Source organism: Microbacterium sp. C7(2022) (genome assembly GCF_028823665.1).
In the GTDB taxonomy this organism is placed as follows: Bacteria; Actinomycetota; Actinomycetes; order Actinomycetales; family Microbacteriaceae; genus Microbacterium.
In genome coordinates this window covers 218,753-231,491 of the sequence record NZ_JAPEHV010000003.1, presented here as the reverse complement: position 1 = coordinate 231,491, position 12,739 = coordinate 218,753, and the positions used below count along the sequence as shown (strand labels likewise).

The following is a 12,739-nucleotide window of genomic DNA, read 5'->3' as shown; positions in this document are numbered from 1 at the left end:
TCACTCGCCCGGTCGGGTCCAGTCACCGCTCTTGCCGCCGGTCTTGTGGGTGATACGGACGTTTTCGATCGATGTGGACTTGTCGAGAGCCTTCACCATGTCGACGATGGCGAGCCCGGCGACGCTGACCGCCGTGAGCGCTTCCATCTCGACGCCCGTGCGATCCGCGGTGCGAACGGTGGCTTCGACTGCCACGCCGTCATCCTCGATCGTCAGGTCGACCACGGCGCCGTGCACACCGATCACGTGCGCGAGCGGTAGTAGTTCGGGGGTGCGCTTCGCGGCCTGGATGCCGCTGATCCGCGCCACGGCCAAAACGTCGCCCTTGGGGACGTCGCCGTCTCGCAGTGCCGCGACCACGGTGGGTGCACACCGCACGAATCCTCGGGCGGTGGCGGATCGAACCGTCGGCTGCTTGTCGGTGACATCGACCATGCGGGCGTGCCCCGCGGCATCCAGGTGCGTGAAACTCATGACAGAAGCATGACATCGACCAGGTCGCCGGCGTTCACGGATGTCACGTCTGCGTCGACCAGCGCGTACGCCTCGGCGCGGCCGAGGCCCCCGGCCAAGTGAGATCCCCCCGTTGTCGCCGGAACGGCGACCCACGCCGCAGGGTCGGAGCGGTCGATGGTGACGGGCAGGAACTGTGCCCGGCCCGGCGGGGTGCGCCACCCGGCGCCCGCGGCGACGGTGATGATCGGACGGGCGAGCAGTGACCTGCCCTGCAGTGCGAGAAGGGCGGGACGGACGAACACTTCGAACGACACCGCGGCGCTCACCGGATTCCCCGGCAGCCCGAACAGCAACGTGCCGCCCGGTGTCGCACCGAATCCCTGCGGTTTGCCCGGCTGCATCCGCACCTTCGAGAAGGTCATCATCTCGCCGAGCGCGTTCTTCACGACCTCGTACGCGCCCGCGCTTACGCCGCCGGTGAACACGATGACGTCGACGGATGCCGCTTCGGCCTCTTCGATGAGCCGCAGCGGTCCATCGCCAATGTCATCGATGGTGGTCTGCTGAACGACGTCGCCGCCGGCGTCGGTCACCAGCGTTGCCAGCAGAATGCTGTTGGACTCGGGAATCTGGCCGCGGCGCAGCGGAGCCCCGGCGCGGACGAGCTCAGACCCGGTCGAGACGACCGCCACGCGCGGACGACGCGCGACAGCGACCTGTGCGACGCCGGCGGCGGCGATCGCGCCGACCTGCAACCCTCCGAGGGGAGTGCCCGCGGCGATCACTTCGGCGCCGCGAACCGCGTCATCGCCACGGCGACGAATATGCGCACCGGATCCGCGCGGTGCCCGCACGACGGTCACGGTGTCGAGGGAGTCCGCGAGCCCGCCCACGGTGTCTTCGAACGGCACGACAGCCGTTGCCGCAGAGGGCACCGGTGCCCCGGTCATAATGCGCGCCGCCTCGCCCGAGACCACGGGCGGATTGAGATCGGTGCCCGCGGGGAGATCGGCGATGACCCGCAGCGCGACGGGCGTGCCGGGGGACGCGTCCTTCACGTCGTCGAAGAGCACAGCGAACCCATCCATGGCCGAATTGTCGAACACCGGAATGTCGACGGCGGCGAACACGGGTTCGGTCAGCGTGCGCCCAGCCGCTTCTTCGAGGGCGAGAACTTCGGTGGGCAGCGCTGTCACGGCCGACAGCACGTCGGCGAGGTGGTCGGCGATCTCGCGCAGGTCGTCGCTCATGCGGGCACCGTTTCGCGTGCGGCCGCTCGCCACGCGTCGATGCCTCCGGTGAGGACGGCCGCATCGACGCCGTGCGCGATGAGCGCCCGCGCGGCGCGCTCCGCGCGGATGCCGACTTGGCACACCACGACGACGTGACCTGAGGCGGCAACGGCCGTCGGATCGCTCAGCAACGCCTGGAGCGGAACCAGGTGTGATCCGGGGATCACGCCGGTCGCCGTCTCGAGAGGATCCCGGACGTCGATGGCGATGGCCCCGGCCGCGCGCGCGTCATCGAACTCGGCGGGGGAGAGGTGGGGGACGGATGCCGGTGCAGCACCGGAGGGCTCGGGCGCGGCATCCCGTACCTCCCCGCCGGAGGCGCCCGCGGTGCGCAGGGGTACCTCGGTGGTCCGTCCGCGCAGGGCATCGATGAGCATGACCCGCCCCAGCAGAGGTTGCCCGGTTCCGGTGATCAATTTGATCGCTTCTGTGGCGAGCACGGCGCCGAGCTGTAGGCACAGCGCCCCGAGGACACCGACCTGGGCACACGAGGGGACGTCACCGACCGTCTCGGGCGGGTACAGATCGCGCAGCCGCACACCGTCGATACCGTCGGGGGGCCGCGACCAGAACACCGTCGCTTGCGCATGGAATTCCTGCACGACGCCCCACACCAGGGGGACCCCCAGCTCTTCGCTGGCCGTGGCGACGACCTCGCGCGTGGCGAACGTGTCGGTGCCGTCGATGATCACATCCGCGCCGGCCAACAGTCGAGCCGCATTGCCGGCGTCCAGGCGCTCGACGTGGGTGCATACGTCGGTCGACGACAGCTCCTGTGCCACGCGGGTGGCAGAGTCTGCCTTCGGGCGGCCGATGTCGGTGCGGCGGTGGATCACCTGCCGCTGCAGGTTGGATGCTTCGACCACATCATCGTCGATCACGGTGAGGCGACCCACCCCCGCAGCGCTCAGTGCAAGGACTACCGGCGCGCCGATTCCTCCCGCGCCGACCACCGCGACGTGAGCGGCCGCGAGTCGGCGCTGAGCGAGGTCACCGAAGCCCGCGAGCGCGGCATGGCGCGCGGTGCGGACGGACTCGTCCGGGCGCAGGCGCTCGATCGGCTCAACGAGGGGTGGGAGCGGCATGCTCTCAGAGTAAACCTGTCTCATCCGGCGGGGGTCGGTGTCAGATGCGTTGCCTATGTGCACCGTGGACCCGCGCGTGCGGGGAAAAGTGAAGTCTTTCGCCGCTGGTGCGGTGCTAGCGTGGCGTTCATGCCCTCCTACAAGGTTTCTGAGGCGGCCCGACTGCTCGGCGTGAGTGACGACACCGTGCGGCGTTGGATCGATGCGGGCGCGCTGACGACGACGGGCGGCTCTCCCCTCGAGGTCCCCGGTGATGCTCTGGCCACCCGTGCGCTCGCGCTGGGGGAGTCCGGTGGCGAGGTGGGGGGAACATCGAGCGCGCGCAACCGCTTCGTCGGCATCGTCACGCGGATTCAGCGTGACGGCGTGATGGCCCAGGTCGACATCCAAGCAGGTCCCCACCGGGTGGTGTCGCTGATGTCGGCCGAAGCAGTGGACGAGTTGGCGCTCGAGGTGGGATCGCTCGCTACGGCGGTCGTGAAGGCCACCACCGTGGTTGTCGAGACGGCGAGGCGCTGACCGATGACTCGCTCAGTGATTCGCGCCGCCCTCTTGGGGCTGGGAGTCCTCGGCCTCAGCGCGTGTGCGTCGAGCGATGCACCGTCGGATGCCGCGGGAAGCGACGATCCGCTCAGCGGTCAATTGACGATCTTCGCCGCGGCTTCGCTCGCCACGGCATTCGATGACCTCGCGGCGGGTTTCGAAGACCAGCATCCGGACCTCGACGTGCGCCCGATCTCGTACGACGGGTCGAGCGTCCTCGCCACGCAGCTGATCGAGGGTGCACCCGCGGACGTGTTCGCTTCGGCGGACCAACGCACCATGGGTCTCGTGGTTGATGCGGGAGCCGCCGCCAACCCGGTGCTGTTCGCCTCGAACACGCTGGTGATCGTCGTGCCGGCGGGGAACCCCGCGGGCATCGACAGCATCGTCGACCTGGCTGATCCCGACCTCACCGTGGTGCTGTGCGCGGCGGAAGTGCCGTGTGGGTCGGCTGCGCAGACACTCCTCGGCTATGGGGACGTGCATGTCGACGCGGCGAGCCTCGAGCAGAACGTGACCGCGGTGCTCACCAAGGTGGCGGCCGGAGAAGCCGACGCCGGCCTGGTGTACGCGACGGACGTGCAGGGGAGAGACGACGTGAGCGCCGTGATTCCCGAGGGCACCCACAGCGTGGTGAACCACTACCCGATCGCGGTGACGACCGGAGCAAACAACGCGCGCGCGGCGCAGGCGTTCGTCGACTACGTGCTCTCGTCCGACGGGCAGGACGTGCTGGCGGACCACGGATTCGGTGCGCCGTGAACTCGTCAGGATTTGTCCCTCGCGTCCTCGCGATCCCCGCGGTACTCGGGCTCGCACTTCTCGTACTGCCCCTCGCGGCACTGGTTTCTCGCGTCGAGTGGTCTTCTCTTGCATCCGACATCACCTCGCCCGAGGCACTGGCGGCGCTCGGTCTCTCGGTGACGACGGGCCTGATCGCGACGCTGCTGTGCGTGATGTTCGGTGTGCCGCTCGCTCTGCTCATCGCCCGCAGTGGGCCGAGGACGGCTGCGGTGCTGCGGGCACTCGTGACCATTCCGCTGGTGCTGCCTCCGATGGTCGGTGGCGTCGCGCTCCTCTTTCTGTTCGGTCGCAGCGGTGTGCTCGGTGGTGCCCTGAGCATGTGGGGGATCCAGGTGCCCTTCACGTCGGCCGCGGTCGTCATCGCGCAGACCTTCGTGGCGTTGCCGTTCTTGGTCTTGGCGCTGGAAGGGTCGCTGCGGGCTACCGGAGTTGGGTACGAGCAAGTCGCCGCAGCACTCGGCGCCGGACGCTGGACAACGCTCCGGAAGGTCACGTTGCCGCTCGCAGCCCCCGGTCTCGTCGCGGGCGTCGTGCTGTGTTTCGCGCGAGCAATCGGTGAGTTCGGCGCGACGGCCCTGTTCGCAGGCAACGCCCCGGGTGTCACGCAGACCATGCCCCTGGCGATCTACACCGCGTTCAACGGTGCAGGAATCTCGCAGGGCACCGCCGTCGCGCTGTCGCTGATGCTTCTCGTGACGGCCGTGGCTGTGCTCTTGCTCGTTCGTGCGTGGCGGCCGGAGGCGCAGCGATGACCGGCAGCGCGCTTTCGGCCGAGGTGACCGCGCGCCGGGGCGCCTTCAGTCTTGAGGTCGTGCTCGAGGTCGCCGCCGGTGAGGTCGTAGCGATCATGGGCCCGAGTGGCGCGGGCAAGTCCACCCTGCTCGAGGTGCTCGCGGGGCTGGCGCGGCTGAAGGCAGGCGAGATTCGAGTGGGTGAGCGGGTACTCGATCGGGCCCCTCGCCCGGGTACTCACGTCGCGCCCGCGAAGCGGGGCGTCGTGCTGCTGGGGCAGGAACCCCGGTTGTTTCCACATCTGACGGCGCACGCGAACGTGGTCTTCGGGCTGCGCGTGCGTGGCGTTCCCGCCGCGACTGCCCACACCGAGGCCGACGAATGGCTGTGGCGTGTGGGGCTCGCAGGCCTCGGCACGCGACGACCGGCGGAACTGTCCGGCGGGCAGCAGCAGCGGGTCGCTTTGGCGCGGGCGCTCGCCGCCGACCCCGACGTCCTGTTGCTCGATGAACCGTTCTCCTCGCTTGACACTGAAACGGCAGGTGACGTGCGCGCCCTGGTGCACGAGCAGGTGGCGGCGACGCGCACGACCGCGCTGGTGGCGACACACGACGCGGTTGACGCGGTCGCACTCGCGAGCAGGCTGGTGGTGCTCGAGGGCGGCGAGATCACGCAGCAGGGTGACGTGCGGGGTGTGCTGGCATCGCCAGCGACGCGGTTTGTCGCATCGGTCGCGGGCCTCAACCGGGTGCCGGGGTCGACGGCTGGTGACGAGTGGGCATGCGGACCGATCCGGCTGCGTCGCGGAGGGGGCATCGACGTGCAGGATGCTCCTCCCTCCGCGTCTCAGCCGGTGGACGAAGCTGCGGTGTTTCGCCCGTCAACCGTGCACCTCGAATCGGTGCCGGCCGCCACCTGGACCGGTGCGCTGCGCATGCCCGAACTAGGCGCAAAGATCGAGGGGGAGTGGCTCGCACGTGTGACGCGGCTCGAGCAGACGCCGGCCGGCGTTCGCGTGCGAACCGCGGAGCCCGAGGTGATCGTGGACACCTCCGCCGATCGCGTGGCGGGCCTGGGCCTCGGGCCTGGCTCTCCCGTGCGACTACGCATAGACCGCCGCGACGTTCGGTTCGTGCGGCCGCAGACTCGCGACATGACGCACATCCGCCCTTTCCTCCCAGGCGATGAGCCAGCCCTCGCTGACATCTGCCTCAAAACGGCGGATGCGGGAGCCGATGCAACCGGGGTCTTCGACGATGACGATCTGTGGGCCGAAGTGTTCGTGCTGCCGTATGTTGCCCGCCACCCCGACCTGGCTTTCGTTGTCGAGGGTGAGGATGGTCGGGTGGTCGGCTATGTCGTCGCGACACCCGACACGCGAGAGTTCGAGGAGTGGTTCGCTAACGTCTGGTGGCCGCGTCACGCGGGTCGCTGGCCACGGCCCGACGTCGAACGCACGCGACAAGATGGCACGCTCATCTACGCGTATGGGCGACGTGCCGATGCCGAGCCGTATGGTCGCGACTACCCCGCACATCTTCACATCGATCTGCTCCCCGAACTTCAGGGTCAGGGATGGGGGAGGCGCCTCATCGACACGCTTGTTGGTGCTCTGCGCGAGCGCGGCGTCAGCGGATTGCACCTCGTGGCATCCAGCGACAACACCGGCGCGCTCGCGTTCTACTCGCGGCTGGGGTTCGTCCCACTACCGTCGCATGACGGCGTGCAGGCGTTCGGGATGCCGCTGAAGGCCAACTGATCAGTCTTGCTGGTCTGCGGGGGCAATGCGGCCCGCGTCGATCCTCACCACGCGGTCGACGAGATGACCGGGAACCGTCGCGTGAGAGATCAACACGACGGCCTGGTCGTCCTCGACCGCGCCCAGAAGATCGGCCAGCAGGGCATCGGCCGCCTCGGGATCGACCCCCGCCGTCGGCTCATCGAGCACGAGCACCGGGAAGCCACGGAGAAGCGCGCGCGCAAGCGCGATGCGCTGCGCCTGGCCGCCCGAAACCAGCGACCCGCGCTCGCCCACTCGCGCACTCAAGCCCCCGCGCTCGGCGAGCCACGTCCCGAGACCGACGCGCTCCAGCACGTGTGTGAGTTCGGCGTCGGTGGCGCCTTCGCGGGCGAACAGGAGGTTCTGGCGGATGTCCTCGTCGAACAGCATCGGGCGCTGCTCGCACAGCCCCACTGTTCGACGCACGTCGTCGGCGGCCATCTGCGTGGCGCGGCGACCGCCGATGCGGTACTCGCCGGTCGTGGCGAGAAACCGCACCAACGCGTCGGCCAGTGTGGACTTTCCCGCCCCGCTCGAGCCAACCACCAGCAGGCGCTCGCCGGGTTGCACGTCGAGGTCGATATCGCGCAACGCGGGGGCCTCAGCACCCGGCCAGGTCACGCTGGCGCCGCGGAGTCGCAGACCCTCGCCCAGTTCGGGGGCGGTCCCCGTGGGGACCGAGATGTCACGCGGGATCTGCGCGGGAACTTCGGCAGGAGTGACGGCGGCGATGCGTTCGGCTGACGCACGAACCTGACGCCAGGCGGCTGCGGCGGCAGGCACCGAAGCGAAGACATCGAACACGGCCATCGGAACCAGCACGGCGACGGCAAACCACGGTCCGGTCAGGTCGCCCGACGCCACGGCCGGGCTCGCCACCCAGACCGCCGCGATCGAGGCGATGGCCGCGACGAGGGAAACGACCCCGGCCGTGCCAGCTTGTGCGCCGGCTCGACGAATCACCGCGCGACGCAGTGCGCCGTCCGCCTCGATGATGCGCTGTCGGCTTGCGGCTTCGGCGCCATACGCGACCAGCACATCCAGGCTGCCAAGGTGGTCGTGGAGGGCATCCGAGACCTCTGCGCGCAGCGGGGCGATGGCGCGCTCCGCGCGCGCCCCTGACACCCAACCCCATGCGGTCGCGACGCCCGCGGCGACCAGCAGGCACGCGAGCAAGGTCAGGGCGGCGGGCCACCAGACGAAGGCGACCAAGATGACCGCAGCCAGGGCGACGGTCGCGGATGACACCAGGGGTTGGATCACGCGCAGGGGAAGATTCTGAAGGTCATCAACATCGTCGACGAGTGCCCCCAGAGCGGACCCGCGGCGCATGCGGGCCAGGCCCGCCGGCGCGAGAGGAATGAGCCGATGCAGAAACGCTGCGCGGGTCGACGCAAGTTGACGCAGCGTTGCATCGTGCCCGGTCAGACGTTCGATGTAGCGGAAGGTCGCGCGCGAGATCGCGAAGAATCGGACGCCCACCACCGCGGCGCTCAGGTAGAGGACCGGCGGCTGCTCGGCAGCCCGCACGATCAGCCACGCACTCACAGCGAGCAGGGCGACGGCCGAGGCCTCTGATGCGAATCCCGCAGCCAGTGCCCACCAGAATCGTCGCATCGGCGGGACGGCCCCGCGTAGCGTGGTGGCGACGGGGTCGCCGATGCGCGTGGGAGTGGGGACGGTGATGGGGATCGTCGAGGTCATGCGACACCCCCGGCCGGCGCGGGTGCCGGAGGAGACAGCGTCACAACCTGGTCGGCGATCGCCCGCACGCTGGTGCGGTGCGAAACCACGAGCACGGTCGCGCCCGCGTCAGCGAGCGCGCGCACGTTACGCCACAGTCGGGATTCGGTTGCGGCATCCAGGGCGGCGCTGGGCTCGTCGAGTGCGATCACGGGCCCGCGCCCGCGCAAGTGACGGTAGAACGCACGGGCGATGGCCACGCGCTGAGCTTGTCCGCCCGAGAGCCCCGAGCCCTGCACGCCCAGCGACATCGTCGGCGATACCTCCGTGATGCACGCCAGATCGAGCGCGCGCGTGACCAGGTCGGCATCGGCCGCGTTATCCCCCAACGCGACGTTCTCCGCAACGGTGCCCGACACGAGACCAGGCCGCTGTCCCGCCCATGCCAGCCACGACGCCGCCGGCACCGACGCGGCGTCCAGGGTTCGATCCGGCGCCCGCAGCGTGATCTCACCCTCGAACTCGACGGTGCCGAGGAGTGCCGCGAGCACGCTCGTCTTCCCCGCGCCGCTCGGGCCCTCGATCACTGTCACCGACCCGGGCGTCGCCGTCAGCGTCACCGGCGCTAGCAGTCTGTCGCCGCGGCGCGCGCGCACGTGTGATAGCGAAACGGTGACGTCGGCGTCGAGTGCGGGTGGCGCGATGGTCGTCGCCGCGCCGTCGCCTCTGGGGTGCTCGCGCGCGGCATCCAGCACATCGAAGACGTCATTCGTCGCTGCCGCGCCCTCTGACGCGGCATGGAACTGCACTCCCACTTGGCGCAACGGGAGGTAAGCCTCGGGGGCCAGAAGCAGGACGAACAGCCCCACGCCGAGCAGCAGAGAGCCGTCGATGAGGCGGAATCCGATCGACACCGCCACGATCGCCACCGAGATGCTCGCGAAGAACTCGAGGGCGAAGCCCGACAAGAACGACACGCGCAGCACACGCATCGTCTGGCGGCGGTACTCGTCAGTGACGCTCTCGATCGACGCCACCGCGCGGTGCTGTCGTCCGAACACCTTGAGCGTCGACAGGCCCTCGACGGTGTCGGAGAACCGGGCGGCGAGTCGTTGCAGCGTCTGCCATTGCGTGCGCTGAACCGACTGCGTCGCGAGCCCGATCAGGATCATGAACACGGGGATGAGGGGGAGTGTCAGCAGAACCGTCAGGCCCGAAATCCAGTCGAACCACCACATGACGGCAACAAGAATCGGTGTCGCGATCACGGTCTGCACGAGTTGGGGAAGATATCGGCCGAAGTATGCCTCGAGCGCGTCCAGTCCGCGCCCGCCGGTCACCGAGAGGTGGGCAGAATTGCGACCCGCGAGCCACCCGGCGCCGAGGGACGACACCGCGTCGACCAGGGCGGTGCGCAACTGCGTCTGCACACGCGCAGCCGCGCGCGCAGCGATCGCTTCTCGCGCCCAGAGCAGGAGGGCGCGCGCGACCGCGACCAGCCCGAGGAATGCCAGCAGACGCGCCTGCTCGGCAACGGATGTTCCGTCGAGCGCGCCCGTGATCACCGCGGTGAGCAACCACGCGAACGCGACGATGGTTGCGGTCTGCGCCAGCGCGATCAGCGCGATCAGGACGAAGAAGCCCCGCGAGGCGCGCGCATACCGCAGCAGCCGGGGATCGACTGGTGCGGTGCGCGTGCGCGGTGGCGCCGCGGCATCCGTCTGTTCGTTCACAACTCTCTGAGCCTACCTACGCGTCGCAGGACCTGCCGACGCGGAGTGCGGGTGTGGTCAGTGGCTGACCGCCGCCGCCTTCTCGATGTGCGAGCGCGTCACGCGCTTGCGGAACACCCAGTACGTCCATCCCTGGTAGGCGAGGACGAGAGGCAGGAAGATCAGCGCCGCCCACGACATGATCTGCAGGGTGTAGTCCGTGCTCGAAGCGTTCTCGATCGTGAGGCTGTAGGCCGGGTCCGTCGATGACGGCATGACGTTGGGGTAGAGCGAGAACCACAGGGTCAGCACGGCAGCGACGACCGTGACGGCACCCGCGCCGAAAGCCCAGCCTTCGCGATCCCTGGCATTGAACACGAGAGACAAGATGAGCGATACCGCTGCGACCGCGGCTCCGCCGATCACGAGGGCCATGAGCGGCGCACCGTGGCCGGCCGCGATGAAGATCGTCCACACCAAGAAAGCGGCGGCGACCACGACGGTCAGCAGGCCCGAGCGCCGCGCGAGGCGTCGTGCATCTTCGTGCACTTGCCCATCAGTTTTGAGAGCGACGAAGTACACCCCGTGCGTGAAGAAGAGCAACAGCGTGGTGAGCCCGCCGAGCAGTCCGTACGGATTGAGCAGCGTCAGCAGCGAACCGGTGAACTCGTGGTTGGCATCGATCGGCACGCCCTGAACAATGTTCGCCACCGCGACACCCCACAGCAGCGCGGGCACAGCCGACCCGACGACGATCATCGTGTCGAAACCCTGCTTCCACCGGACGCTGTCTCGCTGGTGCCGATATTCGAACGACACGCCGCGTGCGATGAGCGCGAGAAGGATGAGCAGCAGAGCCAGGTAGAAGCCGCTGAACAGCGTGGCGTACCACTCGGGGAAGGCGGCGAACAGACAGGCGCCGGCGACGATCACCCACGTCTCGTTGAGGTCCCACACGGGGCCGATCGTGTTGATGACTTGGCGTCTGCTGATGTCGTTCTTGCCGAGGAAGGGAAGAGACATGCCGACGCCGAAGTCGAACCCGTCAAGGACGAAGTAGCCGACGAAGAGGAAGCCGACGATCCAGAACCAGAGGTACGCGAGGTCCATGAGTGTGTCCGTGTTCTCCTAGTAGACCGTCGTGGGGGTGTCTTCGATCGCGGTCGACCGCTCGTCGCGGTCTCCCGGATCGGGGAGGGGTGCGGGGCCGGCGTGTGCCGTCTTCATGATGAGCCCGACCTCGACGACCGCGAGGATGGCGTAGATCGCGGTGAAGGCGATCAGCGAGATGAGGACGTTCCACCCCGGCACGCTGGGAGACACACCATCCTCGGTGAGCATGAGCCCGAAGACGATCCACGGCTGTCGGCCCATTTCGGTGAACACCCAGCCGACGAGGATCGCGAGCAGCGATGCGGGCCATGCCCAAATGGCCAGACGCCATGCCCACACCGGAACCTCGCGCTTCGCCTTCTTGCGGGTGAGCCAGAGGCCGACGACACCGACAAGGAAGGCAACCCCGCCGAGGCCGATCATCCAGCGGAACGACCAGTACGTCACCCACAGGATGGGGGCGAAGTTGCCGTCGACCTGATCGGCAAACTGCGGGAAGAGCGTCGTGGTGTACTCCATGTTCAGGTCGTTGATGCCCTCGACGCAGCCATCCAGCGTGTGCGTCGACAGGAAGGCGAGCAAGTACGGAACGCGGACCGAGAACAACTCGCTCGTGCCATCGGGAGTGCCGAGGGTGAAGATCGAGAACGAGGCATCGGCGCCGCACGCGCTATCGAACATCGCCTCTGCTGCGGCCATCTTCATGGGCTGGGTCGCGACCATGACCAGGCTTAACTGGTCGCCGGAGAGCGCCACTCCGGCGAACGCGACGATCATGCCCCACAGGCCATAGCGCAGAGCCGAGCGCATCATCTCGATGTTCTGGCGGCGCACCAGGTGCCATGCGGCAATCGAGATGATCACGCCCGCCGTCATCATGAATGCCGCGAACAGTGTGTGAGGGAGTGCGGCCAAGGCGACCGGGTTCGTCAGCACGGCGAAGAAGTCGTTCATTTCGGCGCGTGAGCCGTCTGCGGCCATCTGGTAGCCCACCGGGTTTTGCATGAACGCGTTGGCGGCGAGGATGAAGTACGCCGAGAACCACGCCCCGATGGTGGCGATCCAGATGCTCGCCAAGTGTGCGGCGCGGGGGAGTTTGTCCCACCCGAAGATCCAGAGGCCGATGAACGTCGCCTCGAAGAAGAACGCCATGAGTCCTTCGAACGCCAGTGGTGCGCCGAACACGTCGCCCACGAACCGCGAGTATGACGACCAGTTCATGCCGAACTGGAACTCCTGAACGATGCCGGTGACCACACCCATGGCGAAGTTGATCAGGAAGATCTTTCCGAAGAACCGCGTCAGATGAAGCCACTTGAGCTTTCCGGTGCGAAACCATGCTGTCTGGAAGATCGCGACCGTGAGCGCCATGCCCAGTGTGAGGGGCACGAAGAGGAAGTGGTACAGCGTGGTGAGGCCGAACTGCCAACGAGCTAGGAGCAGGGGGTCGAGCAGGTCCACTGTGCACTCCGATCGATTGGGTCGAGGTGTGGTCTGACCACACTGTAGCAGGTGGCACGACCTTTGCAAGCGCCAGTT

The 12,739-nt window shown here is 68.3% G+C and carries 11 protein-coding genes; 4 read left to right on the top strand and 7 right to left on the bottom strand.

The genetic code is table 11. The annotated features are described in order from the left end of the window. The 3 genes from moaC to ON062_RS05295 are packed head-to-tail and all read right to left on the bottom strand — an operon-like array spanning position 1 to position 2,833. Positions 1-474: a cyclic pyranopterin monophosphate synthase MoaC gene (gene moaC / locus ON062_RS05305; protein WP_274646089.1), complete on the bottom strand. Its 474-nt coding sequence runs from the start codon at positions 472-474 to the stop codon at positions 1-3. Continuing rightward, positions 471-1,706, bottom strand: a complete 1,236-nt coding sequence (gene glp, locus ON062_RS05300) for a gephyrin-like molybdotransferase Glp (RefSeq protein WP_274646088.1) — start codon at positions 1,704-1,706, stop codon at positions 471-473. The genes moaC and glp overlap by 4 nt, the downstream gene beginning before the upstream one ends. Further along, a complete protein-coding gene (locus ON062_RS05295) occupies positions 1,703-2,833 on the bottom strand; it encodes a ThiF family adenylyltransferase (RefSeq protein WP_274646087.1) in 1,131 nt (376 codons plus the stop codon). The genes glp and ON062_RS05295 overlap by 4 nt, the downstream gene beginning before the upstream one ends. 129 nt (positions 2,834-2,962) lie before the next feature. Here ON062_RS05295 and ON062_RS05290 point away from each other — a divergent pair, with 129 nt between their 5' ends. The 4 genes from ON062_RS05290 to ON062_RS13840 are packed head-to-tail and all read left to right on the top strand — an operon-like array spanning position 2,963 to position 6,671. Next, complete coding sequence (locus ON062_RS05290) at positions 2,963-3,352, top strand: molybdopterin-binding protein (RefSeq protein ID WP_274646086.1); 390 nt, start codon at positions 2,963-2,965, stop codon at positions 3,350-3,352. 3 nt (positions 3,353-3,355) lie between these two features. Further along, the gene (gene modA / locus ON062_RS05285; protein ID WP_274646085.1) at positions 3,356-4,138 is read left to right on the top strand and encodes a molybdate ABC transporter substrate-binding protein; all 783 of its coding nucleotides are present in this window, start codon (positions 3,356-3,358) and stop codon (positions 4,136-4,138) included. Next, on the top strand, positions 4,135-4,932 hold the full coding sequence (locus ON062_RS05280; RefSeq protein WP_274646084.1) for an ABC transporter permease: 798 nt from the start codon (positions 4,135-4,137) through the stop codon (positions 4,930-4,932). Before modA ends, ON062_RS05280 begins: the two co-directional genes overlap by 4 nt. After that, on the top strand, positions 4,929-6,671 hold the full coding sequence (locus tag ON062_RS13840) for a GNAT family N-acetyltransferase (RefSeq protein ID WP_306802260.1): 1,743 nt from the start codon (positions 4,929-4,931) through the stop codon (positions 6,669-6,671). The genes ON062_RS05280 and ON062_RS13840 overlap by 4 nt, the downstream gene beginning before the upstream one ends. Here the strand turns inward: ON062_RS13840 and cydC are convergent, their stop codons facing one another. From cydC to ON062_RS05250, 4 genes are read right to left on the bottom strand one after another with little or no spacing between them, the layout of a single operon-like run. After that, positions 6,672-8,396 (bottom strand): thiol reductant ABC exporter subunit CydC, encoded by a 1,725-nt coding sequence (gene cydC, locus ON062_RS05265; RefSeq protein WP_274646083.1) that lies wholly within the window; start codon positions 8,394-8,396, stop codon positions 6,672-6,674. Then, positions 8,393-10,108, bottom strand: a complete 1,716-nt coding sequence (cydD, locus tag ON062_RS05260; protein WP_274646082.1) for a thiol reductant ABC exporter subunit CydD — start codon at positions 10,106-10,108, stop codon at positions 8,393-8,395. The genes cydC and cydD overlap by 4 nt, the downstream gene beginning before the upstream one ends. 57 nt (positions 10,109-10,165) lie before the next feature. Next, entirely contained in the window at positions 10,166-11,197 is a 1,032-nt protein-coding gene (cydB, locus tag ON062_RS05255; RefSeq protein ID WP_274646081.1) for a cytochrome d ubiquinol oxidase subunit II, read from the bottom strand. Positions 11,198-11,215: 18 nt separating this feature from the next. Further along, complete coding sequence (locus ON062_RS05250; protein ID WP_274646080.1) at positions 11,216-12,661, bottom strand: cytochrome ubiquinol oxidase subunit I; 1,446 nt, start codon at positions 12,659-12,661, stop codon at positions 11,216-11,218. Between the last annotated feature and the right edge of the window lie 78 nt (positions 12,662-12,739).